Below are 25325 nucleotides of genomic sequence, written 5' to 3' on the forward strand. Positions count from 1 at the left end.
CGTGGATCTACTGCCATATCTGGAGGAACAAGCCCCTCTGTTGAGGGGCTGCCCCGGCAGGGGCGGGGAGAGGCAGGCGAGGGGAGGGGCCCGAACGTTGCGCAGCAACGTTTGGGGCGAAGCGCGCGCAGCGCACTTCGCGTCCCCAGCCAGATAAATAAAAAAGGCTGCTGTCCGGCTCTACCCCTGCAGGCCGTCGAACCTGGGCGGGCGCGGTTCCTTCGGTCATCCACGCATGGCGTGGATCTACTGCCATATCTGGAGGAACAAGCCCCTCTGTTGAGGGGCTGCCCCGGCAGGGGCGGGGAGAGGCAGGCAAAGGGAGGGGCCCGAACGTTGCGCAGCAACGTTTGGGGCGAAGTGCGGAACGCGCGTCGCGTCCCCAGCCAGATAAATAAAAAAGGCCACCCGAAGGGCAGCCTTTTTTATTTATCTGGCGGAGAGAGGGGGATTCGAACCCCCGAAGCGCGGTTTAGACGCTTACACACTTTCCAGGCGTGCTCCTTCAACCACTCGGACACCTCTCCGGATCCCTGCCATCGGCAAACGCCTCAGCAGGGGCGCAGATTCTAGCGGGCGCAGCGGCAGGACACAAGCACTGGTTTGCAGGGCGAGAGGGCTGGACAGGCGTGGCACAATGGAACATCCGATGGAAGACGGTGGCCTGATGTCCTATCTCGTCCTTGCCCGCAAGTGGCGTCCGAAGCGTTTTGCCGAGCTGGTGGGCCAGGAACACGTGGTCCGTGCGCTCAGCAATGCGCTGGACAGCGGCCGGGTCCACCACGCGTTCCTGTTTACCGGTACCCGCGGCGTGGGCAAGACCACGATCGCGCGCATCTTCGCCAAGTCGCTGAACTGCGAACAGGGCACCAGTGCCGATCCCTGCGGCCAGTGTGCGGCCTGCCTGGACATCGACGCCGGTCGCTACATCGACCTGCTGGAAATCGATGCCGCGTCCAACACCGGCGTTGACGATGTGCGCGAAGTGATCGAGAACGCCCAGTACATGCCCTCGCGTGGCAAGTACAAGGTGTACCTGATCGACGAAGTGCACATGCTGTCCAAGGCCGCGTTCAATGCGCTGCTGAAGACGCTGGAAGAGCCGCCGGAGCATGTGAAGTTCCTGCTGGCCACCACCGACCCGCAGAAGCTGCCGGTCACCGTGCTCAGCCGCTGCCTGCAGTTCAACCTCAAGCGCCTGGATGAAGACCAGATCCAGGGGCAGATGACCCGCATCCTCACCGCCGAGGAGATCGAGTCGGACCCGACCGCCATCGTGCAGTTGGCCAAGGCCGCCGACGGCAGCCTGCGTGACGGCCTGTCGCTGCTCGACCAGGCCATTGCCTATGCCGGCGGTGCGCTGCGTGAGGACGTGGTGCGCACCATGCTGGGCACGGTCGACCGCACCCAAGTGGCGGCCATGCTCGATGCCTTGGCCGAGGGCGATGGCCCGCGCCTGCTGCAGGTGGTGGCGGCGCTGGCCGAGTTCTCGCCGGACTGGAGCGGGGTGCTCGATGCGCTGGCCGAGGGCCTGCACCGCATCCAGGTGCAGCAACTGGTGCCGGGCGCGTCCGCCGCTGCAGAAGGACTGGATGCCAGCCTGTTCGCCGAGCGCCTGCGCCCGGAAGTGGTCCAGCTCTGGTATCAGATGGCCCTGAATGGTCGTCGCGATCTGCCATTGGCGCCCAGCCCGCGCGCCGGCTTTGAAATGGCCGTGCTGCGCATGTTGGCGTTCCGCCCTGCGGCTGCCGTGCCGTCGGTGCCGCGTACTCCGGAATCCTCGGGTGGCAGCGCACCGACCGGTACGGGCCAGACCGGGGGCGGCCTTGCTGGCAGCCACGAAGGAGCTGCACCGGCCGCTGCTGCGGCGCCAGAAGCCGCAGCGGTAATGCAGGCAATTGCGGTACCCGTGTTGGCGGAGGCAACCGCGCAGACGCCGAACCCGGCGCCACAGCGCGAACCCGAGCCGGAGCCCGAGCCGACCCCGGAACCGGATCCGACCCCTGAACCTGAACCGGCTCCGATCGAGGAACCCGGGTCACCGCTGCCGATGAAGGCACAGTTGGCTCCCGAGGCGGCCACGCCCAAGGCACCTGCTGAGGCAGACGACCTGCCGCCGTGGGCGACCGACGCGGCTGGCGCGCGCGATGAAGCGCTGGCGGCCGAGATGGCAACGCCCGACGCGGCCATGGTCGCGCCGTGGCACGAGCCGCCGCCGCCGGCTTCACAGCCGGTTGCAGAGGCTGTTGCCGCGCCGGAGCGTCCGTTCCGTGCCGAGGGTATCGACATCGCCCCGGCACCGGTTGCGGCAAAGGAAAAAGCCCTGCCGGCAGGCAGCGTCAGTGACCTGGCCTGTGCCGAAGACTGGCTCGACCTGATCGCCAACAGTGGCCTGAGCGGTCCCTCGCGACAGCTGGCGGCCAATGCGGCCTTCATCAGCTGCCAGCATGGGGTCTTGAAACTGGGCCTTTCGCCCGGATTTGAATACCTGCGCTCCGAACGCGCGCTGGCAGCGCTGGGCGAGGTGCTGGAAAAGTCCCTTGGCCACGCGCTGAAGATCGTGGTCGAAACCGTGGAAACCGAGCAGGTCCCGGCCGAGACCCTGCACCAGCGCGCCGACCGCCAGCGTGGCGAGCGGCAGCAGGCTGCCGAGGCCATTTTCATGGACGATCCGGAAGTCCAGCTGCTGATCCAGCAGCACGGCGCCCGGGTTGTTTCCGATTCCATCCGTTCTTTTGACGAGTAAGACGACATGCGCGGCAATATCGCCCAACTGATGCAGCAGGCCCAGAAGATGCAGGAAAACCTGCAGAAGGCCCAGGAAGAAATCGCCAAGATCGAAGTGACCGGCAGCGCCGGTGGCGGCATGGTCAGCGTCACCCTGACCGGCGCCAAGGAGTGCCGCAAGGTACGCATCGATCCGTCGCTGGCCAGCGATCCGGAAATGCTGGAAGACCTGATCGCCGCCGCCTTCAACGATGCGTCCAACAAGATCGACGCCGAGTCGAAGTCGAAGATGGGTTCGGCCACCGCCGGCATGCAGCTGCCGCCGGGCATGAAGATGCCGTTCTGATGCCCTGCGTGGCACCCGCACTGCCGGGTGCCATGCACTGTGTAGCGTCGAGCGTGCTCGATTGCCCGCAATTTCCAGTCGAGCACGCTCGGCTCTACAGAACACGCCGCCGTGTCCGCACCCCTGCTTGAACAACTGATCGATGCATTGCGGGTGTTGCCTGGCGTAGGCCAGAAGACGGCACAGCGCATGGCCTACCACCTGCTCGAACGCGAGCGCGAAGGTGGCAAACGCCTTGCCGAGACGCTGGCGCAGGCGGTTGAACGCATCGGTCACTGTGCGCAGTGCCGAGACTTCAGCGAAACCGAGCTGTGCCCGACCTGCGCCAATGGCAGCCGTGAGCGCAGCCAGCTGTGCGTGGTGGAATCGCCGGCTGACCGCCTGGCGATCGAGAACGCCACCGGCTATCGCGGCGTTTACTTCGTGCTGCAGGGGCGCCTGTCGCCGCTGGATGGCATCGGCCCGCGCGAGCTGGGTCTGGAACAGCTGGAACATCGCCTGGCCGAAGCGGAAGTGCAGGAACTGATCATTGCCACCAGCGCCACTGTCGAAGGCGAAGCTACCGCGCACTATCTCGCGCAGCTGGCGCGTGCCCGCCAGGTGCGGCCGAGTCGACTGGCGCAGGGCCTGCCCCTCGGCGGTGAGCTGGAATACGTCGATCGCGGCACGCTGTCGCATGCGTTCGGCACCCGCAGCGAAGTGCGCGATTGAGTCGATGCCGGGCATGCCCCGGCGTTACCGGCCTACAATGCGGGGACACCCCGCCGAGGCCGACCATGAGCAGCGAAACCCTCTTCAGCAAGATCATCCGTCGCGAGATCCCGGCCACCATCGTCTATGAAGACGAGGACGTGCTGGCGTTCAAGGACATCGCACCGCAGGCGCCGGTGCACGTGCTGTTCATTCCAAAGAACGAGATCATTCCGACCCTGGATGACCTGCAGCCGTCGCAGGCGCACCTGATTGGCAAGCTGGCGCTGGCCGCCGCCGAGTACGCGCGTCGGGAAGGTTTCGCGCAGGACGGCTACCGCATCGTGATGAACTGCCGCGAAGATGCCGGGCAGACCGTGTTCCATATCCACATGCATCTGCTGGCTGGCGCGCCGCTGGGTCACTTCGGTACGCCAGGGCGTTGAGGCAGCCATCCACGCATGGCGTGGATGAAAAAAGGCCGCCCGATGGGCGGCCTTGTGCATCATGCGTACCGGGCCTGGACTACCACCAGCCCCAGCCGCGGTAACCGCCCCAGTACGGGCCATACGGGCCCGGGCCCCACGGTCCGTAGGGGTAGGGCACCACATCGACCTGGCGCTGCTCCGGCCACAGGTAGATCACGTCGGCAGACAGCTTCGGCAGGCGATAGTCGTAATCGCCGATACGGGTGTTGGCGTAGCCATCGATCTTGCCGATGAAGGTCACGTCGCGGCCGGCTTCGAACACGGCCGGATCGTAGAAGCCGGAACGGCAGGCGATGAAGCGGCCGTCGCTGGCATCGGAAGAGGTCGTGTTCGGACGGCCGCTACCGTTGAGCGGGCGCGAGATGATCTGGAAACAGGTCTCACCCTGTCCGGGCTTCGTTTCGATGATCCGGCCACCCCAGCGCACCGGCGTGCCGACCTGCTGGGTGGCAACCGAGTCGCGCGGGGAAACCAGGCTGAACTGTCCCTGCAGCGGCTTGGGGGCCGTGGCGCAGGCCGACAGGGCCAGGGCGGCCACGGCGGTGAGGAGGAACTTGGTATTCATGGGGAGGCTCCGGAAGTCGGGCGATGCCTGCGCAGGTCCCGCAATAATGGGGCGAGCTCGGTACAAGTGCCAGCGTAGCGTGCATCAGCGAAACGCTGGCTGAGTGTGATGAGGCCCGGGTCGGGGCGCTGTGCGTGGACCCGGCGGGCCCAGTGCAGGGCGGGTTCGTGCGGTTCGCGGCCCAGCCCCAGCCGCGCATAGCGCTGCCCCAGCCGATGCCAGGCGCGCAGCAGCGGGTCACGCTCGCGTTCGCCACGAGCCAGCAGCCACGCCATCCACGCCAGTGCCAGCAACGCGGCCATCACGAAGCCGGCCAGCAGCTGTCCGGGGCCGAGGTCGTCCAGCCCGAACGGTTGCAGCAACTGCTGCTGGCGGCGCGCGTCAAAGGACAGCACCAGTTCGTTCCAGCCCCTTCGCATCCAGTCGCCGACCTGGCCCAGCTGCACCCAGCGCTGCTGCAGTCCGGTATCGGCACCGGCCTGCAGACGGTCGTCGAGCGTGTCCAGGATGCGCTCGGGTGCTACTGCCGCTGTCGGGTCGACGCGCACCCAGCCGCGTTGGGGCAGCCACACCTCAGCCCAGGCATGGGCGTCCATCCGCCGCAGTACCCAGTAGTCGCCGATCCGGTTGTGGGTGCCGCCGGCGAAACCGGTGACCACCCGCGCCGGAATGCCTGCATTGCGCATCAGCACAACGAAGGCCGAGCTGAAATGCTGGCAGTAGCCGGCCTTGTAGTCGAACAGGAACGCATCGACCGGATCGCGCCCGGCGGCCGGTGTTTCCAGCGTGTACGAAAAATCCGCGGTGATCCATGCCAGGGCGCGACGGACCACGGCGGCATCATCGCTTCCGGCGTCCTGTCGCCACTGTCGGGCGAGGGTTGCCGTGCGGGGGTTGAAGCCTTCCGGCAACTGCAGCGCTGCGCTGCGCTGATACGGCAACAGCGTGGCATCAAAGCGTTGCGGCGGGGCCGAATGCAGACGCCACCTGCTCAGCGCGGACAACGGGCGGTCGCTGCTCAGGCTCAGCGCTGCATCAAGGCGGCTGCCTTCCGGTGCGGTGGTGGGCAGGTCCAGCGCGACCAGCTGGCGGCGGTCGGTGGGTTCGTAATCGATCTGGTAGTCCCAGCCCTCCGTGCCGTGTTCGACGACGGCAGGTGGCAAACGTTCGGTACGGCGGTCGCGTCGCCAGACATGCCCGTCGAACTGGGTCAGTACCGGCCCGCGCCAGTAGCGCTGCGCCGGCTCTGGAGCCGCGCCGAAGAACTGCGCCCGCAGGGCCGGGGTGTCGTCGGCCATCAGGTCCAGCCACTTGTCCGGCTCCATCGTGTCCGACAGCCCGGGCGTGCCGACGGCGCGTTCGGGAATGCCCCACAGCGGCGTGGCCAATCGTGGGAACAGCCAGAAGCAGGCCAGCGCCAGCGGCAGGCCGATCAGCAGCAGGCGACCGACGCCGCGAAGTTGCGCAGACAGCGGCGGTGGCGCACTGCGGCCTTCACCCTGCGCCAGCCGCTGCAGGGCAATCAGGGCACTGGTACCGGCCAGCATGGCCAGCACGGTGGTCAGCGGCCCTTGGTCGAGCAGGAAGGCCGCGAACGGTGAGAACAGGGCAAAGCCGAGCAGGCTGCGCGCATCGCGCAGGGTGCGCAGCTCGCTGGACTTGATCGCCAGCATCGCCGCCAGCAGTGCACAGCCGGTATCCCGGCCTGGGCGTACCGCCCCCATCTGCCAGGCGATGGCGGCCAGCATGCCGAGCACCAGCAGTACGCGCACCGGCATCGGCAGCATGCCGCGCTGCGACAGTGCTGCAGTGAACACTGCTGCCACGGCGATCAACGCGGCCAGCGTGGTGGGCAGCTGCAGCAGCAGCGGCAACAGGGCCAGTGCGGCGCTGGCCAGCGTCCACGTGCGGGTGTTGCGGTCCAGCAGCAGGGCAGATTCAGTCATGGGGAAGCAACGCCAGCGCACGCAGGCACAGGTGGTGGTGGCTGGCGCCCTGGCCAGGGCCGATCGGCGGGTGCATCGGCAGCAGCAGTGTGTAGCGACGGCCTTCGCGTTCGGCGCTATCCACCCAGCGTGCCAGCCGCGCGATGCGGGCCTCCTGGCCCAAGGGTGCCAGCGCGCGCCAGTCCAGCACCACTTCGATGCCTATCGGCTTCTCGTATTCGCGTACCAGCAGCGCGTCGCGGCGTGCGGAGTGTTTCCAGGCAATGCTGCGCGGTGGATCTCCAGCGCGATACGGGCGCAGCTGATGCAGTTCCTCGCCGTTGGCGTGGGCGCGGGTGTGCAGTGGATCGCTGCCCTGCTGCGGCAACGGTGGCGCCTTCGCTTCTGCCAGCGGGTAGACCAGCAGGGGTTCTTCCGGCCACACCCATGACCACGCCCTCACCAGGCCCAGCGGTTGTGTGGTGGACAGGCGGATACGCGGCAGGTCCAGCCAGCCGCGGCGTTGGCTGGGCACTTCCAGCTCGGCTTCACCACGACCGTGTGCGGGCAGGTCGAGCCAGGCTTCGCTGTCGCCCAGTTGCAGGTGCAGGCCGTGGCGCGCTCGTGGGTCGCGCAGCGACAGGTCCACGCGCAGGCGCAGCGGTTGCCCGGCTGGCACCGGTTCGGCGGAAATCGCGTCGATCTGCACACCCGACAACTGCAGGTGCGCGGCGATGGCGCTGGCAATTGCTGCCGCGGCCAGCAGCAGCGCCAGCAACAGCGCAGGGTTGTTGTTGTAGTTCAGCGCACCCAGCAACATCGCGACCAGCAGGCAGGCCACAAACAGGCCGAAGCGGGTGGGCAGCACGTAGATGCGCCGGCGGTCGAGCCGTTGCGGCAACGACTCCGGCGTGCGCGGGCGTGCCAGCTGCAACAGTCGCCGGGCATGCGATGCCATCTTCAATCGACCGCGACAGTCTGCAGGATCGCGCGTGCCAGCGCCGGCCCCGAGCTCGACTCGGCTTCGCCCACCAGGCGATGGCCGGCCACCGCTACGAACAGCGTCTGCACGTCTTCGGGCACTACGTGGCCACGGCCGAGCAGCAGCGCATGTGCCTTGGCTGCGCGCAGCAGGGCCAGGCCGGCGCGCGGCGATAGTCCCACGCGCACGCCGGCGTGCTGGCGGCTGCGGGTCAACAATGCCTGCACGTAGTCCACCAGCGCGTCACTGACATGCACCTGGCCGACGGCCTCGCGCAGTGCGCGTACCTGGTTGTCGTCCAGCTGGGGTAGCGCGCGGGCGATCAGGTCGCGACGATCACTGCCGCGCAGCAGCTCGCGTTCCGCTTGCGGGCTGGGGTAGCCCATCGCCAGCCGAAGCAGGAAACGGTCCAGTTGCGAATCGGGCAGCGGGAAGGTGCCTGACAGATCCACCGGGTTCTGCGTGGCGATCACGAAGAACGGATCGGGCAGGGCATGCGTCTGACCGTCGAGGGTGACCTGCTGCTCGGCCATTGCTTCCAGCAGGGCGCTCTGCGTGCGCGGCGGCGCCCGGTTGATCTCGTCGGCCAGCAGCACGTGGGTGAACACCGGCCCGGGATGGAACTGGAACTGACGGCTGCCGGCGTCGTACACCGATACGCCGAGTACGTCGGCCGGCAGCAGGTCGGAGGTGAACTGCACGCGCTGGAAGCTCAGGCCCAGGCTGCTGGCCAAGGCATGGGCCAGCGTGGTCTTGCCGAGGCCGGGCAGGTCTTCGATCAGCAGATGGCCGCCAGAGAGCAGGGCCACGAAGGCCAACCGCACCTCGTGCACCTTGCCCAGCACCAGCGCATTGACCTGGTCCTGCGCATTGCGCAGGGACTGACGCAGTTGATCGGTTAGCATGCTGGGAATGGGGGACGAAGCTGTCATGGTCGTCTCAAGTTCGGTAACCGGTCGATTCTATCCATAGAGCAATGCAGGGCGAACAACGCGCACGTACGATTTTTCTCTGGTTATGGACGCTCGTCACAGCGGCCAAGCTGGTCGTGGCCGCACGCCTGCCGTTGTTCGTCGATGAGGCGTTCTACTGGCAGGAAGGCCAGCATCTGGCTGCGGCCTATTCGGATCTGCCGGGGCTGACGGCCTGGTTGACCCGCCTGGGTGTGGAGCTTGGGGGCCAGCACGTGCTTGCGCTGCGCCTGCCGTTCCTGGCCATCGGCGCAGTGCTGCCGCTGCTGGTATCGCGCATTGCGGCGCGCTGGTTCGGCAACGTTGCCGGCTGGCAGGCCGGTAGCTTGACGCTGCTGATGCCGTTGTCGGCCACGCTGGGCCTGCTGGCCGTACCCGATGTGCCTATGGCGCTGGCGGCGGTGCTGTGCCTGGACGCCGGCGCACGCCTGTTGCGCAACGTCGACGCCTCCTCGGCGGTGAAACTGGCGCTGGGCCTGCTGATCGGCGCGCTCAGCCACTATCGTTTCATCGGTGTCATCGGCGTCGGCTTCGTTGCCCTGCTTGCGCTGCCGCAAGGCCGGCGCATGCTGACCGATCCGCGCGTGTGGGTTGCCCTGGCCATTGGCGTACTGGCATGGCTGCCGCTGCTGGCCTGGAATGCCGACAATCACGATGCCGGTCTGAAGTTCCAGGTGGTCGAGCGCCATCCTTGGGCGTTCGAGTGGCGCGGCCTGTGGTTCCTGGTGATCCAGCCGATGCTGGTGACGCCCATCCTGTGCATCGCGATGTGGAAAGTGGCGCTGGCTGGCACCCGCAGCGGCGGCGGTGCGCGCGTGCAGTGGCGGTATTTCGGCCTGGTCGGCGGCGTATCGACGCTGGGCATCTTCGCACTGGGTTTTTTCACCGACGTCGAGCGCATCAGCTTCCATTGGCCGCTGCCGGGCTATCTGGCCCTGCTGGTGGCAGTGCCGGTGATACTCAACGGCTGGCCGCGCTGGTTGCGGCGTACAGGCTGGTGGCTGGCCGGGCTGGGCATGGTACTGGCCTTCGGCTATTACCTGATGGCGTCCTCGTCATCGCTGCGCGAGCAGTTGGCCGGCGACAAGTACTACCCGCGCAACTTCGCCGGCTGGCAGCCGCTGGCCGCTGCGGTCCGCGAAGAACTGCAGCAGATGCCGGAAGGCAGCCGCGTGCTGGCTGGCAACTTCAAGGTGGGCGCCGAACTGGGCTTCCAGCTGGGCCGCGGCGACATCGAAGTGCTGCCGCATCCGCTCAACGACAAGCACGGCCGTACCGCGCAGTTGGCGCAATGGAACCTGGTACATGAGGGCGAGCGCGACGTGCCGATGCTGCTGGTGCTGTCGCCCAGCGATCAGCGTTTCCGCGATCTGCTCACCCGCTATCACGCCATCTGCGAACAGGTCGGGCCGCTGCCGCCACCGCGTGTGGTCAGCAACGACCACGGATTCCAGCGCTTCCTGCTGTTCCGCCTGCCGGTGCAGCATGCGCAGGGGCCATGCGTAGCGCCCGCACTGGCCTGGCTGGACGCCCCTTCCAATGGCGACGTGGTGAGCGGCACGCTGGCGATCAAGGGCTGGGCGTTCAAGGAAGGTGTCGGCCTGTCGCGGGTTGAAGTGTTGGTGGATGGTCGTTCGATCGGCGATGCCACCTATGGACGCGTGTTCGATATCCGCCACACATGGCCGGACAGCACCGATCCGCAGCATCCGGCTGTCGGCTTCGACGCAACGTTCGATACGGGTACGTTGTCACCGGGAAAACATTGGCTTGGGCTGCGCCTGCATGGTCGCGATGGCAGCGTGGAGCAGTGGCAGGAGCAGCCGTTCGTGGTGGAAAAGCGCTGAGGCGTCGTGCCTCCCGTGACGGGCCTGCATTGGGCTCGATGCGGGTCTGGCTCCACCTGCGGGCGGGCAGGGTTACGGCACGGAGAATCCGGCCTTGCGCAGCAATCCGCACAGCGCGATCAGCGGCAGCCCGATCAGGGCAGTGGGGTCGCGATTGTCGATGGCCTCGAACAGGCTGATGCCCAGGCCTTCACACTTGAAGCTGCCGGCGCAGTCCAGCGGCTGTTCGATGGCCACGTAGCGGGCGATCTCCGGCGCCTGCAGCGCGCGGAAGCGCACCTGGGTCAAATCGATCGCCGAAAAGTATTCTCCGTCTCGGGTGAGACTGATGGCGGTATGAAATCTCACCATCTGCCCGGACATTGCCGCCAGCTGCGCGCAGGCCGCCTCGACCGTGCCCGGCTTGCCCAGCGGCTGACCGTTCAGGTCCGCCACCTGGTCCGAGCCGATCACCCAGCGGCCGGGATGGTGGGCGGCCACTGCGGCCGCCTTGGCGCTGGCCAGGCGCGACGCCAGCGCCAGCGGGGCCTCGTTGGCTTGCGGGGTCTCATCCACCTCCGGGCGTGCGCAGTCGAAGGGCAGGCCCAGCCGTTCCAGCAGGTCGCGGCGGTAGCGGGAGGTGGAGGCCAGAACCAGGGCAGGCATGCAGGAATTCCGGGGGCGGGGCGCGGCAGTCTGGCCCGGTACCGCCAGCCACAGCAAGCCTTTCATGGCAGTCATTTGACACGCGACCTGTCGATCCTTAATATTCGGCGGCTTATGTCCGCGAACGTACCCGAAACGCTGGATGCCTGGCGGATGGTCGTAGCGCGAAGGCGCTTCGACGGTCAGGTTCCCCTGGCTGAATTGACTCGCCTGCAGGGGCTTGTCGCAGATACCGAAGGTGAGTGTAATTACTCGCTCGAATTCGGTCGCGACGAGATCTTGCGGGTATCCTATGTGGAACTGACCATCGATACCGCGTTGCCGCTGACCTGTCAGCGCAGCATGCAGCGTTTCCTGCTGCCGGTGAAGATGACCCAGAGGCTTGGTCTGATCCGCGAGGAAGACGAGGAATCGTCTTTGCCGGAGGAATACGAGCCGTTGCTGGTGCCGGAAGACGGCCAGCTGCGTCCGTTGGACCTGGTCGAGGACGAACTGGTGCTGGCGGTGCCGGTGGTACCCCTGTCGCCGTACGGTGAGGCAGTCGACAAGGACTGGGCACCGACCGAAGAAGAAATTGAAAAGGCCAACCCGTTCGCGGCGTTGGCGGCATTGAAGAAACAATAGCAGCCGGTTGTCGTCGGCGGCTGCGGCGAAAGCGAAAAGTGTGCTGGACGCTGGCGTCCTGTGCGACGAAACGACGAAGCAAAACGAACCGAGTTTGGAGCAATCCCATGGCTGTCCAGAAATCCCGTGTTACCCCGTCCCGTCGTGGCCAGCGTCGTTCGCATGACGCCCTGAGCGCCAAGCAGCTGTCGACCGACCCGACCACCGGCGAAGTGCATCTGCGTCACCACATCACTGCTGACGGTTTCTACCGCGGCAAGAAGGTCATCCAGACCAAGTCTTCGGCTGTCCAGGAAGACTGATGTGCCGGAAGGTCGCTGCCCGCTGGGCAGCGGCCTTCGCCTTCTTTCCCGGGCACGCCGGTGAACGGCGGCTCGTGCAACAGGAAACATGATGAGCAAGCGGATCTACTCGAGGATCGCGGGCACCGGTAGCTATTTGCCGGAAAAAGTCCTGACCAACGCCGACCTGGAAAAAATGGTCGAGACCTCGGACGAGTGGATCCAGACGCGCACCGGTATCCGTGAACGGCACATCGCTGCCGAAGGCGAAACCACCAGCGATCTCGGCTACCAGGCCGCGCTGCGTGCGATCGAAGCCGCTGGTATCGACGCTTCGCAGCTCGACATGATCGTGGTCGGTACGACCACTCCTGATCTGATCTTTCCCTCCACCGCGTGCCTGATCCAGGCCAAGCTCGGTGTGAGCGGCTGTCCCGCTTTCGACGTCAACGCGGCCTGTTCGGGCTTCGTGTTCGCGCTCAGCGTGGCTGACAAATTCATCCGCTCCGGTGATGCCCGCCATGTGCTGGTGATCGGCACGGAAACCCTGACCCGCATCGTCGATTGGGAAGACCGCACCACCTGCGTGCTGTTCGGTGATGGCGCGGGCGCCGTCGTGCTCAAGGCCGACGAAGAAACCGGCATCCTCAGCACCCACCTGCATTCGGATGGCAGCAAGAAAGAGCTGCTGTGGAATCCGGTCGGCGTCTCGGTCGGTTTCGGTGAAGGCAACAACGGTGGCGGCACCATCAACATGAAGGGCAACGACGTGTTCAAGTACGCCGTCAAGGCGCTGGACTCGGTCGTGGACGAAACCCTGGATGCCAACGGCCTGACCAAGTCCGACCTGGACTGGCTGATTCCGCACCAGGCCAACCTGCGCATCATCGAAGCCACCGCCAAGCGGCTGGAGATGTCGATGGATCAGGTCGTGGTCACCGTCGACAAGCATGGCAACACTTCGTCGGCCTCGGTGCCGCTGGCCCTGGATGCTGCTGTTCGTTCCGGCAGGGTCGAGCGCGGCCAGCTGTTGCTGCTGGAAGCGTTCGGCGGTGGCTTCACGTGGGGTTCGGCACTGCTGCGCTATTGATAGTGCCAGTTACGACAACGTGAAACCGTCGTTACGGCCCCTCTGGGGCCGTAATGCGTTAAAGGAGACTGTCATGGTTGAGCCCATCGTCATCGAAGGGCAGCGCGCCTGGCTGAAGCAGTACGGCGAAGGAAGCCGAGCAGTGGCCCTGGGCCTGCTCAATTTTGTTGCCCGCCGGTTCCATCTCGATGCCCTGCGCCCGCCGCCGCACCGCGGTGGCGACGCCGCGCGCGAAACCGAGGCCCGCCGTCTGTCTGAACTGCAGGCGCAGGGCGTGAACGTGCCCGCGGTGATCGGCAGCGGCCATGCCGCGCTGGTGATCGGCGACAACGGCAGCTCGTTCAATACCTGTCTGCGTGAAGCCGATGACGCCGGCCGCGATCGCCTTGTGGCTGCGGCGATGCAGGCCATTGCCGAAGCGCACGGTCGTGGCGCCTATTTTGGCCAGCCGCTGCCGCGCAACCTCACCTGGGATGGCCAGAACGTCGGTTTCATCGACTTTGAAGAAGATCCGCTGGAAGTCATGGACCTGGCCGAGGCGCAGGCGCGTGACTGGCTGATGTTCGGCTACGGCGTGGCCAAGTACTACGCCGACCGCCCTGAAACCCTGCAGGCGATGATGGCCGAGGCGATGAACGGCGTGCAGGCACCGGTGCGTGCGCACGTGCACGCCGTCAGTGGCCGTCTGCAGCGCTTGGCGCGGGTGTGCATGAAGCTGGGGCGGTCGGCGCGCGCGCTGGCCCACTCCATCTTCATCACCCACGGTGCCACCACGCTGGGCCTGCTGATGGTGGTCGGCCTGTGCATGGACTGGTTTGCCGACGGCGAGCTGGACATCCTGCAGCTGCTCTGCTGACAGCGGGGCAGCTCGCAGCGTCGGGTAGTGCCGGCCGCTGGCCGGCATCACCCGCTGGCCGATCCGGCAGGCCGCCTCCATACGCGTGCATACGCGCACGTACAGACGACACGGCATGTTCCCCCTTATCATGGCCCGCTTCGATTGCAACAAGCGGATGACCGCGTGACCGTATCCACCCTCGCTTTTGTCTTCCCCGGTCAGGGCTCGCAGTCTGTGGGCATGCTGGCCGAGCTGGCCGAACTGCACCCGCAGGTGCGTGAGGCCTTCACCGAGGCATCCGATGGTGCCGGCGTCGACCTGTGGGCGTTGTCCCAGGGCGGCCCGGAGGAAATGCTCAACCGTACCGAATACACCCAGCCGGCCCTGCTGGCCGCCAGCATCGGTGCGTGGCGCGCCTGGAATGCCGTGGGCGGTCCGCGTCCGTCGGTTCTGGCTGGCCACAGCCTGGGTGAGTACACCGCCCTGGTCGCCGCTGGCGCCCTCAGCCTGCACGACGGTGCGCACCTGGTGCGCCTGCGCGGCCAGCTGATGCAGGACGCCGCACCGGCGGGTGTGGGCGCCATGGCCGCCGTGCTCGGTGCCGAAGACCAGCTGGTGCTGGACGTCTGCGCGGAAGCTGCCGGCAGCCAGGTGGTCGTTCCGGCCAACTTCAACTCGCCGGGCCAGATCGTGATCGGCGGCGACGCTGCCGCGGTCGACCGCGCGCTGGCGCTGCTGGCCGAGAAGGGCGTGCGCAAGGCGGTCAAGCTGGCCGTCAGCGTGCCCTCGCACACCCCGTTGATGCGCGAAGCCGCCAACCGTCTGGCCGAAGTGATGGCTGGCCTGTCCTGGCAGCTGCCGCAGCTGCCGGTGGTGCAGAACGTCGACGCCAAGGTGCACGACGGTGTGGACGCGATCCGCGCCGCGCTGGTGCAGCAGTTGTACCAGCCCGTGCAGTGGACCGGCTGCGTGCAGGCGCTGGCCGCCCGTGGCGTCACCCGGATCGCCGAATGCGGCCCGGGCAAGGTGCTGACCGGTCTGGTCAAGCGCATCGACAAGGCCATCGATGGCCGTTCCCTGGCCACCCCGGGCGACTTCGAAACCGCCCGCGAGACGTGGTCGGCCTGATTGCCCCTGTTCCTGCCGACCGTGCCGGTGGCCGCTGCAAGCGGCACGGGTGCGGCGGCCGCCCCAGCCTGAGGAAAACATCATGAGCAAGCCCCTGCAGGGTGAAATCGCACTGGTCACCGGTGCCAGCCGCGGCATTGGTGCCGCCATCGCCGATCTGCTGGCCGCCCAGGGCGCCACCGTCATCGGCACCGCGACCACCGATTCCGGCGCCGCCGCGATCGGCGAACGCTTGGCCGCCCACGGCGGTCACGGCCGCGCGCTGAACGTCACCGACGCTGCCGCGCTCGATGCCGTGCTTGACGGTATCGCCAAGGAATTCGGCCCGATCTCGATCCTGGTCAACAACGCCGGCATCACCCGCGACAACCTGCTGATGCGCATGAAGGAAGACGATTGGGCGTCGATCATCGACACCAACCTGACCAGCGTGTTCCGCACCAGCAAGGCCGTCATGCGCGGCATGATGAAGGCGCGCAAGGGCCGCATCATCAACATCGCCTCGGTGGTGGGCGTGACCGGCAATGCCGGCCAGGCCAACTATGCCGCCGCCAAGGCCGGCATCATCGGTTTCTCCAAGTCGCTGGCCAAGGAAATCGGCTCGCGCGGGGTCACCGTCAATGTGGTCGCGCCGGGGTTCATCGACACCGACATGACCAAGGCGCTGCCGGAAGAAGCGCGTACCGCGCTGATCGGCGACATCGCCCTCGAACGCCTGGGTTCGCCGGAGGACATCGCCCATGCGGTGGCCTTCCTGGCCAGCCCGGCTGCCGGCTACATCACCGGCGAAACTCTCCATGTGAACGGCGGCATGTACATGCCGTAAGCAAGGGGCGCAGGGATCGCGCCGCAAGTGGTTGATCTGCGAGGATTTTTGCTGCAATGCAAGGTCACGCCGGTTTCCACTACACTATCCCACGGCCATCGCCTTTGATGGCGACCACTTTTGAACCACTACTCCATCTGGAGCGATATCCCATGAGCACCATCGAAGAACGCGTCAAGAAAATCGTCATCGAACAGCTTGGCGTCAAGGAAGAAGAAGTCACCAACAGCGCATCGTTCGTCGATGACCTGGGCGCTGACTCGCTGGACACCGTCGAGCTGGTGATGGCGCTGGAAGAAGAATTCGAGTGCGAGATCCCGGACGAAGAAGCCGAGAAGATCAGCACCGTGCAGGCTGCGATCACCTACATCACGGCCCACGTCAAGGCCTGATGCAGGACGTCAGTGCGCGTGCGGGCGTTGAGTCCGGCGCGCACGACACCCCATGGGGCCGCTGTTTGCGGCCCCGTGTGTTTGCGTACCACACCGAAGTAAACCGCGTTACCCGCAAAGAACGTTCGGGTCAGGAGAATCAGCAATGAAGCGTCGCGTCGTCGTAACCGGCCTGGGTATGGTCTCGCCGTTGGGCAATGATCTGGCCAGCAGCTGGGAAGGCATCACCCACGGTCGTTCGGGCATCGGTCCGCTGACCAACGTTTCTGATGCCTACCTGGAACGGTTCACCACCAAGATCGCAGGTGAGGTCAAAGGCTTTGACATCACCGCCGACAACGAACTGTTCGGCAAGTACCGGGTCAGCGGCAAGGATGCCAAGAAGATGGACCCGTTCATCCATTACGGCCTCGGTGCCGCCTTCATGGCCCTGCATGATTCGGGCCTGGAGATCACCGACGCCAACGCCGACCGCATTGGCGCCATCGTTGGCGCCGGCATCGGCGGCCTGCTCGGCATCGAAGAGCAGACCATCGAGTTCCACGAGGGGAAGAAGATCTCTCCCTTCTACGTGCCCAAGACCATCATCAACATGCTGCCGGGCCAGCTGAGCATCATCAGTGGCCTGAAGGGCCCGTCGTTCTCGGCGGTCTCGGCGTGCGCCACCTCCAACCATTCCATCGGCACCGCCATGCGCATGATCCAGTACGGCGACGCGGACGTGATGGTGGCCGGCGGTGCAGAGCGCGGCTCCTCGCCGACGGCGCTGGGCGGCTTCTGCGCGATGAAGGCGATGAGCACCCGCAACGACGCTCCGGAACAGGCCTCGCGCCCGTGGGACAAGGACCGTGACGGCTTCGTGCTCGGCGACGGCGCCGGCATCCTCATCCTGGAGGAGTACGAGCACGCCAAGGCACGCGGCGCGAAGATCTACTGCGAACTGGCCGGTTTCGGCGCCAGCTCCGACGCGTACCATATGACCGCGCCGAGCGAGAACGGCGAAGGCGCTGCGCGCTGCATGACCATGGCCATGAAGGACGCCGGTGTCACCCCGGAACAGGTCGGCTACCTCAACGCACATGGCACCTCGACCCCGCTGGGCGACCTCGGTGAGACCATGGCGATGAAGACCGCCTTCGGCGACCACGCCTACAAGATGATGGTCAGCTCCACCAAGTCGATGACCGGCCACCTGCTCGGCGCTGCCGGCGGCGTGGAAGCGATCTTCTCGGTGCTGGCAATGCGCGACAACGTGATTCCGCCGACCATCAACCTGCAGCAGCCGGGCGAAGGCTGCGACCTGGACTACGTGCCCAACGAAGCACGCCAGGCCAAGGTCGACGTGGTGATGTCCAATGGCTTCGGCTTCGGCGGCACCAACGGCACGCTGATCTTCAAGCGCGTCTGATCGCTCCTGTAGGGTCGAGCCATGCTCGGCTCGGCCAACCACGAGGCCGCCGCAAGGCGGCTTCCGTGTATCCGTCTCCCGAACTGGCTGCCATGACCCACGCCCCGCTGATCCACCCGCTGCCACACCCGATCGACCTGCTGGCCCTGCAGCAGCGCGACCCGGCGCGTTTCCCGCTGCTGATGGAGTCCACCGCCTCGGGCACTGCGCAGGGCCGCTGGAGTCTGCTGCTGGCCGCGCAGGGCGACACCCTCCAGCTGGACGCCGATGGCCAGGTGCGCGACCAGCACGGTGCGGTGCAGCCCGGCAGCTTCCTGCAGGCGCTGGACCGCGCATGGCAGGCACAGCGGTTGCCGCACGACGGCGGCCACGCGCTGCCGTTCCGCGGTGGCTGGGCGCTGATGCTCGATTACGAAGTGGCCAGCCAGGTCGAGCCGGTGCTGCCGGCGCGCGCGCGCGATGACGGCCGGCCGACCGCACTTGCCCTGCGCTGCCCGGCCGCCGTGCTGCATGACCACCAGGCCGACGCCAGCTTCCTCATTGCCGAAGCGGGCGAGCAAGCACTGCTGGACTCGCTGGTCACGCTGGTAGCGGGTGAACTGCCGCCGGCCGGGCAGGGCTGGCAGCCGCCGCAGTCGGTCAGCGAAGACGAGCCACAGCGCTTCACCGAGGGTGTGCGCCGGGTGATCGACTACCTGCGCGCCGGCGACGTGTTCCAGGTGAACCTATCGCGGCGCTGGAGCGCGCACTTCGCAGCACCGGTCAGCCCGCAGGCGCTGTACGCGCAGCTGCGGCGGGCCAATCCGGCGCCGTTTGCCGGCCTGTTCAGTGCGCACGGCCGGCATGTGGTCAGCTCGTCGCCGGAACGGCTGGTATCGGTGCATGGCGGCCACGCGCAGACCCGCCCGATCGCCGGCACCCGTCCGCGCTTCGAGGGCGACGACGATGCCGCGCGCATCCAGGAGCTGGTCGGCCATCCCAAGGAGCGCGCCGAGCACGTGATGCTGATCGACCTGGAGCGCAACGATCTGGGCCGCATCTGCCTGCCCGGCACGGTCGTGGTGGACGAGCTGATGACCGTGGAAAGCTACGCCCACGTGCACCACATCGTCAGCAACGTCAGCGGCCACCTGCGCGCGGACGTGACCCCAGGCGAAGTGATCGCCGCCACTTTCCCTGGCGGCACCATCACCGGCTGCCCGAAGGTGCGCTGCATGCAGATCATCAGCGAGCTGGAGCAGGTGCCGCGCGGCGCGTACACCGGTGCGTTCGGCTGGCTGAACCGCGATGGCGACCTGGACCTGAACATCCTGATCCGCACCGCTGAAGTGGACGGCAGCGAGGTCAGCTTCCGAACCGGTGCCGGCATCGTGGTCGACTCGGACCCGGACAAGGAACTGGACGAAACCCGGGCCAAGGCCCGCGGCCTGCTGCGGGCGCTGGGGCAGCAGGGCTGAGGGGGCGGCCCCGCCGGTATGGCCCGGCGGGGTGGGTGCCGACCGTTGGTCGGCACGGATGCCTCCATGGCGGGTCATCCACGCATGGCGTGGATCTACTGGAGATGGCGGGTGGGTGCCGACCGTTCGTCGGCAAGGATGCTCCCATGGCGGTTCATCCACGCATGGCGTGGATCCACTGGAGATGGCGGGTGGGTGCCGACCGTTGGTCGGCACGGATGCGTGGCTCTGGTCATGACCCCACACCACCGGCACGGTATCCTGCACGACGGAATCGAGTTCAGAGGTAGTCCATGGCGGGAGCCAAGCGCGGGTGTCTGTTGGTGGTAACGCTGCTGCTGGTGCTGGCCGCCATCGTGGCCGGCGCGGGCGCGTGGTTCTTCTACAAGCAGAGCCAGTTTGCCGACGTGCCGTTGACCCCCAGTGCGGACAGCGTGGTCATCGCCAGCGGCGATGGCATGAACAGCGTGCTGCGCAAGCTGCGCGAGGCCGGCGTGGACGAGGGCCAGGACACCCAGTGGCAGCTGCTGGCCCGCCAGCTGGACGCCGCCGGCAAGCTGAAGGTGGGCGAGTACGCACTGAGCAAGGACCTGACTCCGCGCGAGCTGCTGCTGCGCATGCGCGCGGGCAAGGTGCTGCAGCACCGCGTCACCATCATCGAAGGCTGGAACATCCGCCAGCTGCGCGCCGCGCTCAAACGCGCTGATCCGCTGCTGCACACCACCGACAACCTCGATGACGCAGCACTGATGGACCGCCTCGGTTTCGCCGGCCAGCATCCGGAAGGCCGCTTCCTGCCGGAGACCTACGTCTACCAGCGCGGCGACAGTGACCTGGACGTACTCAAGCGCGCCCACGGCGCGATGGAGAAGGCGCTGGACGAAGCTTGGGAAAGCCGCGCCCCGGATCTGCCGATCAACACGCCCTACGAGCTGCTGACGCTGGCGTCGATCATCGAAAAGGAAACCGCGCTGGCCAGCGAGCGACCGCAGATTGCCGGCGTGTTCATGCGCCGCCTGAAGATCGGCATGCGCCTGCAGACCGATCCGACCGTGATCTATGGCATCGGCGCGGCGTACGACGGCAATATCCGCCGCCGCGACCTGACCACCGATACGCCCTACAACACCTACACTCGCTCTGGCCTGACCCCGACCCCGATCGCCATGCCCAGCCGCGATGCGCTGATGGCCGCTGCACAACCGGCACCGGGCGATGCGCTGTACTTCGTCGCGGTGGGCGATGGCAGTGGCGCGCACGTGTTCTCGCCCAGCCTGGACAAACACAACGCCGCCGTAGCCCGCTACCTGCAGCAGCTGCGCCAGCAACGCACCCAGGAGACTCCGGCGCAATGAGTTCCGCGCTGCTTCGCCATCCCCGTTTCGTCAGCCTGGAAGGCGGCGAGGGCGCGGGCAAGACCACCGCCATCAACGCCATCCGCGAGTGCCTGCGCCGCCACGGCCATGAGGTCGTGTTGACCCGCGAGCCCGGTGGCACGCCGCTGGCCGAGCGCATCCGCGGCCTGGTGCTGAAGCCCGATGCCGAGATTGCCGCCGAGCCGCTCAGTGCCGAGGCTGAGCTGCTGCTGGTGTTCGCCGCACGCGCGCAGCATGTGCGCCAGGTGATCCAGCCGGCGCTGCAGCGCGGCGCCTACGTGCTCAGCGATCGCTTCACCGATTCCAGCTACGCCTACCAGGGCGGTGGCCGCGGCCTGGACCCGCAGTGGATCGCTGACCTGGAGCGCCGCGCCGTTGGCCTGCTGCCCGGTTTGACCCTGTTGTTGGACGTGGACGTGGCTGTCGGCCGCGCGCGTGCCAACGGCCGCGATCTGTGGCCGGACCGCATCGAAAGCGAACAGGACGATTTCTTCCAGCGCGTGCGCGAAGTGTTCCGCAGCCGTGCGCAGCAGGACCCGCAGCGTTTCGCGCTGGTTGATGCAGGACAGGTGCAGGAGCGCGTGGCTGCTGATGTGGTTGCGCGTGTCGAGCACTGGCTGCAGCAAGGGGAGGGCGCATGAGTACGTTCTCGCCCTGGCAGCAGCGCGCGTTCGACCAGACCGTGGCTGCACTGGATGCAGATCGGCTGGGCCATGGCCTGCTGATCTGTGGCCCGGCCGGGCTGGGCAAGCGGGAGGTGGCCCTGGCGCTGGCCGACCACGTGCTGGCACGCGGGGATGCCGCGCATGCCACCCGTACCCGGCAGCTGATTGCCGCCGGCACGCATCCCGACCTGCAGCTGATCAGCTTCATTCCGAACAAGAGCGGCGACAAGCTGCGCACCGAGATCGTGATCGAGCAGGTGCGCGAGATCACCAACAAGCTGGCGCTGACCCCGCAGTACGGCGTGGCGCAGGTGGTGATCGTCGACCCGGCCGATGCCATCAACCGTTCGGCCGCCAATGCGCTGCTGAAGACCCTGGAAGAACCGCAACCCGGGCGTTACCTGTGGTTGATCAGCAGCGACCCGGCGCGCCTGCCGCAGACCGTGCGCAGCCGCTGCCAGCGCCTGGAATTCAAGCTGCCGCCGCGCGAGGAAGCGCTGGCCTGGCTGCAGCAGCAGGGCCACAGCGAAGCGGCCGCGCGTGAGGCGCTGGATGCAGCACGCGGCCATCCCGGGCAGGCCGACAACTGGCTGCGCGAAGATGGCCTGAGCCTGCGTCGCGAGGTCGGCCGTGAGCTGGAACAGCTGGCCGCTGGCAAGACCGGCGCGGTGGAGCTGGCGCAGAAGTGGTGCGCCGATGACAACGCGGCGCTGCGCCTGCGCTTCGCTGCCGACCTGGCGCTGGCCCAGGCCAGCACCGATGCCTTGACCACGCCGGAGCGATTGCACAAGCTTGCAGCCTGGTTCGATGCGGCCAACCGCACCCGCGACCTGCTGCGCACCACCGTGCGCGCAGACCTTGCGGTGGTCGAGTTGCTGCTGGCCTGGAACAAGGTGAACGAGCGGCCTGCCGCAAGGGGAAATCGATGAGTGCCAGCAACGCCCGCCAGGGCATCCTGTCCCTGGCAGTGAAGGACAAAGCCGCGCTGTACAGCGCGTACATGCCGTTCGTGAAGAATGGCGGCATCTTCGTGCCCACGCCCAAGCGTTATTTCCTGGGCGATGAGGTGTTCCTGCTGCTGACCCTGCCCGATTCCAGCGAGCGCCTGCCGGTGGCCGGCAAGGTGATCTGGGTGACTCCGGCCGGTGCGCAGGGCAACCGCACCGCCGGCATCGGCGTGCAGCTGGCCGATGGCCAGGAAGGCGAGACGGTGCGCCACAAGATCGAAACGATCCTGGCCGGCCTGACCGGTTCGGACAAGCCGACGCATACGATGTGAGGTTGCGGATTGGCCTGCCCGGTGGGGCCGGGCCGTGCCCGGCTGATCGGGGAAATGGGCCGGGAAACAGGATGTGAAAAGGTGTTGACGCCCTGAAAAACCGCCCTATAATGAGCGGCTCAGCAACACACCGGGCGGTTAGCTCAGCGGTAGAGCATTGCCTTCACACGGCAAGGGTCACAGGTTCGATCCCTGTACCGCCCACCATGTTGCAGAACGAAAAAAGCCTCCAGCGATGGGGGCTTTTTTGTTGCCTGCGATTTACCCGGACTTGTTTGCCACGGCGGTGATCGCATCGCCGAGGTCTGCATGCGCGGCGTGCGCGATCTGGCGTGCGGCCAGCAGCAGAGCGTTTCGATGGAAGTCGCCGATCTGCTGATCGGTATACCCGTCAACGCATACATGCTGTGCCGCGTGCTGAAGCTCGAGGACGAGGGAACGTTCGCAACAATACCCAGACACATCAAGTGTTCCCCGTTCTGTGTGTTGCGACACCCGAACGCCGTGCAGCCCCCGCGCGGCGCATGCCATGGATGGAAGCAGAGGGTTCCATCCGTGCGCTGTCCCGCCGCCCTCGGCGGGCGTAATCTCGGCCCATTGCCGCGCCCCTTCCCATCCCTGGAGTGCCACCATGCCGCTCGCCCGTATCGATCTTCGCAAAGGTAAATCCGTCGAGTATCGCCAGCGTGTCGGCGAAGCGATCTACCAGGCCATGCGTGCCGTCGGCGTGCCGGAAAACGATCGCTTCCAGATCTTCCAGGAGCACGACGCCGGCACGCTCGTGTACGACCCGGGCTACCTGGGCATCGCCCGCACCGATGACTTCATCTGCATCCAGATCACCTGGAACGAAGGGCGCACGTTGGAGCAGAAGAAGGCGCTGTATGCCGGTATTGCCGATGGCCTGCACGCGGCGGTGGGGATCCGCCGCGAGGATGTGTTCATCAATCTGGTGGAAGTGAAGAAGGAGAACTGGTCGTTCGGTAATGGCCAAGCGCAGTACGTGAGCTGATGCGCGAAGAGCATCCACGCATGGCGTGGATCTACACTTCGCTGCCCACCTGCGGGGTCTGCTTGACCGCTGCGGTGCTGGCCGCCTTCACGGCTTCGGCGCTGTTGGGTTGCTCGCACTCGATGCTGGTGCGATAGCCGTCGCTGCCGATGCTGTGCTCGGCGCGCTTGACCAGCCACTCGCCATCCACGCCATCGCGAAAGCCCTGCATGATCACCGTAGCCTCGGCCATCAGCGTCTCGCGGCCTGGAAGGCTGTAGCTCAGCGTACGCGTCTGCCGCGCTTGCTCGCGGTGCTTGGCGCGCGCTGCGGCTTCGGCGGTTTCGCGGTCGGCATAGGCCATGCGCAGGCGCACGATCGGTTCGCCGCTGCCCACCTTCACTTCCTGGCGCTGCGCGCCACGCACATCGCGGTAGTAGGCGATGGTGGTGCCGGCATCGTCGCGGGCGGCGATGGTGACGCGGTAGCTGCTGCCATCGGCCGGCGTAAGGGTCACCTCCGGAATGCGTTCGCCACTGGCGGTGGTCGATTCGCCACGTTTGACCAGCATCAGCCGGCCGCCGCCCGGTTTGGCGATGGCGTCGTGCTGTTTGGCCAAGCGCAGCAGCAGGTTCATGTCCGACTCCTGCGATTGCACCGTCAGCGGCAGCACGATGGATGCCAGCGACGCACTTACCGCAGCGGTCAGGCCGTGTTCGGCGGCCATCCGCTTGACCATGTCGCCGATCGTCGTGCCCTTTTTCCATGTGCGCGTTTTCTGCGTCTGCAGATCGTTCTTGCCGCCTTTGCTGGTTTCGAATGGTGCGGCGCGTGCGCGCAGGGTCATGCTGCCGGGATAGCCTGAAATCTCCACCTCGTCGCAGACGTACAGGCCCATGCGCCGCACCTCGCCGTCGTAGCCGATGAAGGCCTCCAGCTCCGCCCCCACCGGCGGCAGCTGGATCGGATCGTTCGGATCGTGGTCGGCCAACTGCAGCTCCAACGTGTCCGAGCTGTTGCCGGTCTCGTCGGTGATGCGCAGTGATTTGAAGCGCGACATGATCTTGTCGGTGATGTCCTGGCTGTTGGCCACCACGCGGAACGCAGGTGCGATGTTCAATCCCATAGTGATACCCCCTTGCGTTCCTTGGCGGGGCGCTGCACGTCCGGCAGGACAATCGCCACGCCAGCAGTGAGCACCGGGCCGCGCGCGGCCAGGCCGGGGTTGGCATCGAACACCGCGCGCAGGATCGCCGGCGATTGCTCGCCATAGTGCGCGTAGGCAACGCGGTCGACGACATCGCCATCGCGGGTGTTATACGTTCGTGCCATCGCTGTGCTTCCGGAGAGTGAGTGTGAAGTCCTGCTTCTGGATCTGGCTGTCGACTGTGAATTCGCTGGAGGTGACGTCGATTTTCTCGATGACCCACAGACCCAGATTGCCGCCCTTGCCGGTCAGCAGACGCTGCGGTTTTCCCTGGCTGGCCAGCTTGCGCAGTTGCGACATCTCGTTGCCAGCGCCACGGAACAGCGGGTAGACAACGCCTGGCAGTGTCATGGTGGCCGAGCCCGGGCCGGTGTACTGCAGTGCAGGCATCTGCCCGACGCGATCCTGGGCCTGCCAGCGGAAATCGTTGGACTGCTGGATCTGCTGGAATACGGCCGTGTTGAGGCTGAACTTGAAGCCGCCCAGCATCAGCAGCACCGGCGCGTTGCCGGAATCATTGCCCTTGAATTGCGACAGCAGCTTGTCTACTGCGCCGGTTACGAACTCGCGCTTCATG

The 25325-nt window shown here is 66.5% G+C and carries 27 protein-coding genes and 2 tRNA genes; 20 read left to right on the forward strand and 9 right to left on the reverse strand.

Annotated elements, in window-relative coordinates:
• Nucleotides 1–434: 434 nt before the first annotated feature.
• A tRNA-Ser gene (locus AC07UW_RS01625) sits at nt 435–527 on the reverse strand.
• A 122-nt stretch (nt 528–649) separates the two neighbouring features.
• On the opposite strand from AC07UW_RS01625, the gene dnaX reads away from it, so the two are divergent.
• The 4 genes from dnaX (at nt 650) to AC07UW_RS01645 (ending at nt 4209) form a co-directional block, all read left to right on the forward strand.
• Nucleotides 650–2746 (forward strand): DNA polymerase III subunit gamma/tau, encoded by a 2097-nt coding sequence (dnaX, locus tag AC07UW_RS01630; RefSeq protein ID WP_495211521.1) that lies wholly within the window; start codon nt 650–652, stop codon nt 2744–2746.
• A 6-nt stretch (nt 2747–2752) separates the two neighbouring features.
• Entirely contained in the window at nt 2753–3073 is a 321-nt protein-coding gene (locus AC07UW_RS01635; RefSeq protein ID WP_025879376.1) for a YbaB/EbfC family nucleoid-associated protein, read from the forward strand.
• A 111-nt stretch (nt 3074–3184) separates the two neighbouring features.
• Nucleotides 3185–3784: a recombination mediator RecR gene (gene recR, locus AC07UW_RS01640; RefSeq protein ID WP_495211272.1), complete on the forward strand. Its 600-nt coding sequence runs from the start codon at nt 3185–3187 to the stop codon at nt 3782–3784.
• 65 nt (nt 3785–3849) lie between these two features.
• A complete protein-coding gene (locus AC07UW_RS01645) occupies nt 3850–4209 on the forward strand; it encodes a histidine triad nucleotide-binding protein (RefSeq protein ID WP_176021598.1) in 360 nt (119 codons plus the stop codon).
• A 79-nt stretch (nt 4210–4288) separates the two neighbouring features.
• Here AC07UW_RS01645 and AC07UW_RS01650 read toward each other — a convergent pair whose 3' ends face one another.
• From AC07UW_RS01650 to AC07UW_RS01665, 4 genes are read right to left on the reverse strand one after another with little or no spacing between them, the layout of a single operon-like run.
• Entirely contained in the window at nt 4289–4816 is a 528-nt protein-coding gene (locus AC07UW_RS01650; RefSeq protein WP_223494354.1) for a Slp family lipoprotein, read from the reverse strand.
• Nucleotides 4813–6762 carry a transglutaminase TgpA family protein gene (locus AC07UW_RS01655; RefSeq protein ID WP_495211273.1) on the reverse strand — a complete coding sequence of 650 codons (1950 nt, stop codon included), beginning with the start codon at nt 6760–6762 and terminating at the stop codon, nt 4813–4815. Before AC07UW_RS01655 ends, AC07UW_RS01650 begins: the two co-directional genes overlap by 4 nt.
• Nucleotides 6755–7699: a DUF58 domain-containing protein gene (locus AC07UW_RS01660; RefSeq protein WP_312110732.1), complete on the reverse strand. Its 945-nt coding sequence runs from the start codon at nt 7697–7699 to the stop codon at nt 6755–6757. The genes AC07UW_RS01655 and AC07UW_RS01660 overlap by 8 nt, the downstream gene beginning before the upstream one ends.
• Nucleotides 7700–7701: 2 nt before the next feature.
• The gene (locus AC07UW_RS01665) at nt 7702–8655 is read right to left on the reverse strand and encodes an AAA family ATPase (RefSeq protein WP_312110733.1); all 954 of its coding nucleotides are present in this window, start codon (nt 8653–8655) and stop codon (nt 7702–7704) included.
• Nucleotides 8656–8699: 44 nt separating this feature from the next.
• Between AC07UW_RS01665 and AC07UW_RS01670 the strand changes: the two genes are divergently transcribed.
• A complete protein-coding gene (locus tag AC07UW_RS01670; RefSeq protein WP_495211274.1) occupies nt 8700–10541 on the forward strand; it encodes a glycosyltransferase family 39 protein in 1842 nt (613 codons plus the stop codon).
• Nucleotides 10542–10613: 72 nt separating this feature from the next.
• On the opposite strand, the gene AC07UW_RS01675 is transcribed toward AC07UW_RS01670, so the two are convergent.
• Complete coding sequence (locus tag AC07UW_RS01675) at nt 10614–11186, reverse strand: Maf family protein (protein WP_336025238.1); 573 nt, start codon at nt 11184–11186, stop codon at nt 10614–10616.
• Nucleotides 11187–11300: 114 nt separating this feature from the next.
• Between AC07UW_RS01675 and AC07UW_RS01680 the strand changes: the two genes are divergently transcribed.
• From AC07UW_RS01680 to AC07UW_RS01750, 15 genes are all read left to right on the forward strand, one after another.
• Nucleotides 11301–11810 (forward strand): YceD family protein, encoded by a 510-nt coding sequence (locus AC07UW_RS01680; RefSeq protein WP_025879385.1) that lies wholly within the window; start codon nt 11301–11303, stop codon nt 11808–11810.
• 107 nt (nt 11811–11917) lie between these two features.
• Nucleotides 11918–12112: a 50S ribosomal protein L32 gene (gene rpmF / locus AC07UW_RS01685; RefSeq protein WP_025879386.1), complete on the forward strand. Its 195-nt coding sequence runs from the start codon at nt 11918–11920 to the stop codon at nt 12110–12112.
• A 91-nt stretch (nt 12113–12203) separates the two neighbouring features.
• Nucleotides 12204–13181 (forward strand): beta-ketoacyl-ACP synthase III, encoded by a 978-nt coding sequence (locus AC07UW_RS01690; protein WP_025879387.1) that lies wholly within the window; start codon nt 12204–12206, stop codon nt 13179–13181.
• A 73-nt stretch (nt 13182–13254) separates the two neighbouring features.
• On the forward strand, nt 13255–14037 hold the full coding sequence (locus AC07UW_RS01695) for a BUD32 family EKC/KEOPS complex subunit (protein ID WP_495211275.1): 783 nt from the start codon (nt 13255–13257) through the stop codon (nt 14035–14037).
• A gap of 165 nt (nt 14038–14202) precedes the next feature.
• Nucleotides 14203–15147, forward strand: coding sequence for an ACP S-malonyltransferase (fabD, locus tag AC07UW_RS01700; protein WP_025874079.1), 945 nt, complete (start codon nt 14203–14205; stop codon nt 15145–15147).
• 82 nt (nt 15148–15229) lie between these two features.
• The gene (gene fabG / locus AC07UW_RS01705) at nt 15230–15973 is read left to right on the forward strand and encodes a 3-oxoacyl-ACP reductase FabG (RefSeq protein WP_025874078.1); all 744 of its coding nucleotides are present in this window, start codon (nt 15230–15232) and stop codon (nt 15971–15973) included.
• Nucleotides 15974–16125: 152 nt separating this feature from the next.
• Nucleotides 16126–16365 (forward strand): acyl carrier protein, encoded by a 240-nt coding sequence (gene acpP / locus AC07UW_RS01710; protein WP_025874077.1) that lies wholly within the window; start codon nt 16126–16128, stop codon nt 16363–16365.
• A gap of 145 nt (nt 16366–16510) precedes the next feature.
• Nucleotides 16511–17773, forward strand: a complete 1263-nt coding sequence (gene fabF / locus AC07UW_RS01715; protein WP_025874076.1) for a beta-ketoacyl-ACP synthase II — start codon at nt 16511–16513, stop codon at nt 17771–17773.
• A 92-nt stretch (nt 17774–17865) separates the two neighbouring features.
• Entirely contained in the window at nt 17866–19230 is a 1365-nt protein-coding gene (locus AC07UW_RS01720) for an aminodeoxychorismate synthase component I (RefSeq protein ID WP_495211276.1), read from the forward strand.
• 293 nt (nt 19231–19523) lie between these two features.
• Nucleotides 19524–20585, forward strand: a complete 1062-nt coding sequence (mltG, locus tag AC07UW_RS01725) for an endolytic transglycosylase MltG (protein WP_032977352.1) — start codon at nt 19524–19526, stop codon at nt 20583–20585.
• Nucleotides 20582–21247: a dTMP kinase gene (tmk, locus tag AC07UW_RS01730; protein ID WP_223494365.1), complete on the forward strand. Its 666-nt coding sequence runs from the start codon at nt 20582–20584 to the stop codon at nt 21245–21247. Before mltG ends, tmk begins: the two co-directional genes overlap by 4 nt.
• Entirely contained in the window at nt 21244–22200 is a 957-nt protein-coding gene (locus AC07UW_RS01735) for a DNA polymerase III subunit delta' (RefSeq protein ID WP_495211277.1), read from the forward strand. Before tmk ends, AC07UW_RS01735 begins: the two co-directional genes overlap by 4 nt.
• Nucleotides 22197–22550, forward strand: a complete 354-nt coding sequence (locus AC07UW_RS01740; RefSeq protein ID WP_025874071.1) for a PilZ domain-containing protein — start codon at nt 22197–22199, stop codon at nt 22548–22550. The genes AC07UW_RS01735 and AC07UW_RS01740 overlap by 4 nt, the downstream gene beginning before the upstream one ends.
• Nucleotides 22551–22682: 132 nt before the next feature.
• Nucleotides 22683–22757 (forward strand) — tRNA-Val (locus AC07UW_RS01745).
• A gap of 424 nt (nt 22758–23181) precedes the next feature.
• The gene (locus AC07UW_RS01750; protein ID WP_025874066.1) at nt 23182–23562 is read left to right on the forward strand and encodes a tautomerase family protein; all 381 of its coding nucleotides are present in this window, start codon (nt 23182–23184) and stop codon (nt 23560–23562) included.
• Between the two features lie 31 nt (nt 23563–23593).
• Here AC07UW_RS01750 and AC07UW_RS01755 read toward each other — a convergent pair whose 3' ends face one another.
• From AC07UW_RS01755 to AC07UW_RS01765, 3 genes are read right to left on the reverse strand one after another with little or no spacing between them, the layout of a single operon-like run.
• Complete coding sequence (locus tag AC07UW_RS01755; protein ID WP_394195983.1) at nt 23594–24667, reverse strand: phage late control D family protein; 1074 nt, start codon at nt 24665–24667, stop codon at nt 23594–23596.
• Nucleotides 24658–24873: a tail protein X gene (locus AC07UW_RS01760; protein ID WP_099842002.1), complete on the reverse strand. Its 216-nt coding sequence runs from the start codon at nt 24871–24873 to the stop codon at nt 24658–24660. Before AC07UW_RS01760 ends, AC07UW_RS01755 begins: the two co-directional genes overlap by 10 nt.
• Complete coding sequence (locus AC07UW_RS01765; RefSeq protein WP_105163537.1) at nt 24857–25324, reverse strand: phage tail protein; 468 nt, start codon at nt 25322–25324, stop codon at nt 24857–24859. Before AC07UW_RS01765 ends, AC07UW_RS01760 begins: the two co-directional genes overlap by 17 nt.
• Nucleotide 25325: the final 1 nt, after the last annotated feature.

The organism is Stenotrophomonas sp. GW821-FHT02D01, assembly GCF_059421765.1.

Bases quoted from the DNA above. Each gene is read 5' to 3' on its own strand.
- dnaX (WP_495211521.1), top strand. From the start codon at position 650: ATGGAAGACGGTGGCCTGATGTCCTATCTCGTCCTTGCCCGCAAGTGG.
- AC07UW_RS01635 (WP_025879376.1), top strand. From the start codon at position 2,753: ATGCGCGGCAATATCGCCCAACTGATGCAGCAGGCCCAGAAGATGCAG.
- AC07UW_RS01645 (WP_176021598.1), top strand. From the start codon at position 3,850: ATGAGCAGCGAAACCCTCTTCAGCAAGATCATCCGTCGCGAGATCCCG.
- AC07UW_RS01650 (WP_223494354.1), bottom strand. From the start codon at position 4,816: ATGAATACCAAGTTCCTCCTCACCGCCGTGGCCGCCCTGGCCCTGTCG.
- AC07UW_RS01655 (WP_495211273.1), bottom strand. From the start codon at position 6,762: ATGACTGAATCTGCCCTGCTGCTGGACCGCAACACCCGCACGTGGACG.
- AC07UW_RS01660 (WP_312110732.1), bottom strand. From the start codon at position 7,699: ATGGCATCGCATGCCCGGCGACTGTTGCAGCTGGCACGCCCGCGCACG.
- AC07UW_RS01665 (WP_312110733.1), bottom strand. From the start codon at position 8,655: ATGACAGCTTCGTCCCCCATTCCCAGCATGCTAACCGATCAACTGCGT.
- AC07UW_RS01670 (WP_495211274.1), top strand. From the start codon at position 8,700: ATGCAGGGCGAACAACGCGCACGTACGATTTTTCTCTGGTTATGGACG.
- AC07UW_RS01675 (WP_336025238.1), bottom strand. From the start codon at position 11,186: ATGCCTGCCCTGGTTCTGGCCTCCACCTCCCGCTACCGCCGCGACCTG.
- AC07UW_RS01680 (WP_025879385.1), top strand. From the start codon at position 11,301: ATGTCCGCGAACGTACCCGAAACGCTGGATGCCTGGCGGATGGTCGTA.
- rpmF (WP_025879386.1), top strand. From the start codon at position 11,918: ATGGCTGTCCAGAAATCCCGTGTTACCCCGTCCCGTCGTGGCCAGCGT.
- AC07UW_RS01690 (WP_025879387.1), top strand. From the start codon at position 12,204: ATGAGCAAGCGGATCTACTCGAGGATCGCGGGCACCGGTAGCTATTTG.
- AC07UW_RS01695 (WP_495211275.1), top strand. From the start codon at position 13,255: ATGGTTGAGCCCATCGTCATCGAAGGGCAGCGCGCCTGGCTGAAGCAG.
- fabG (WP_025874078.1), top strand. From the start codon at position 15,230: ATGAGCAAGCCCCTGCAGGGTGAAATCGCACTGGTCACCGGTGCCAGC.
- acpP (WP_025874077.1), top strand. From the start codon at position 16,126: ATGAGCACCATCGAAGAACGCGTCAAGAAAATCGTCATCGAACAGCTT.
- fabF (WP_025874076.1), top strand. From the start codon at position 16,511: ATGAAGCGTCGCGTCGTCGTAACCGGCCTGGGTATGGTCTCGCCGTTG.
- AC07UW_RS01720 (WP_495211276.1), top strand. From the start codon at position 17,866: ATGACCCACGCCCCGCTGATCCACCCGCTGCCACACCCGATCGACCTG.
- mltG (WP_032977352.1), top strand. From the start codon at position 19,524: ATGGCGGGAGCCAAGCGCGGGTGTCTGTTGGTGGTAACGCTGCTGCTG.
- tmk (WP_223494365.1), top strand. From the start codon at position 20,582: ATGAGTTCCGCGCTGCTTCGCCATCCCCGTTTCGTCAGCCTGGAAGGC.
- AC07UW_RS01735 (WP_495211277.1), top strand. From the start codon at position 21,244: ATGAGTACGTTCTCGCCCTGGCAGCAGCGCGCGTTCGACCAGACCGTG.
- AC07UW_RS01740 (WP_025874071.1), top strand. From the start codon at position 22,197: ATGAGTGCCAGCAACGCCCGCCAGGGCATCCTGTCCCTGGCAGTGAAG.
- AC07UW_RS01750 (WP_025874066.1), top strand. From the start codon at position 23,182: ATGCCGCTCGCCCGTATCGATCTTCGCAAAGGTAAATCCGTCGAGTAT.
- AC07UW_RS01755 (WP_394195983.1), bottom strand. From the start codon at position 24,667: ATGGGATTGAACATCGCACCTGCGTTCCGCGTGGTGGCCAACAGCCAG.
- AC07UW_RS01760 (WP_099842002.1), bottom strand. From the start codon at position 24,873: ATGGCACGAACGTATAACACCCGCGATGGCGATGTCGTCGACCGCGTT.
- AC07UW_RS01765 (WP_105163537.1), bottom strand. From the start codon at position 25,324: ATGAAGCGCGAGTTCGTAACCGGCGCAGTAGACAAGCTGCTGTCGCAA.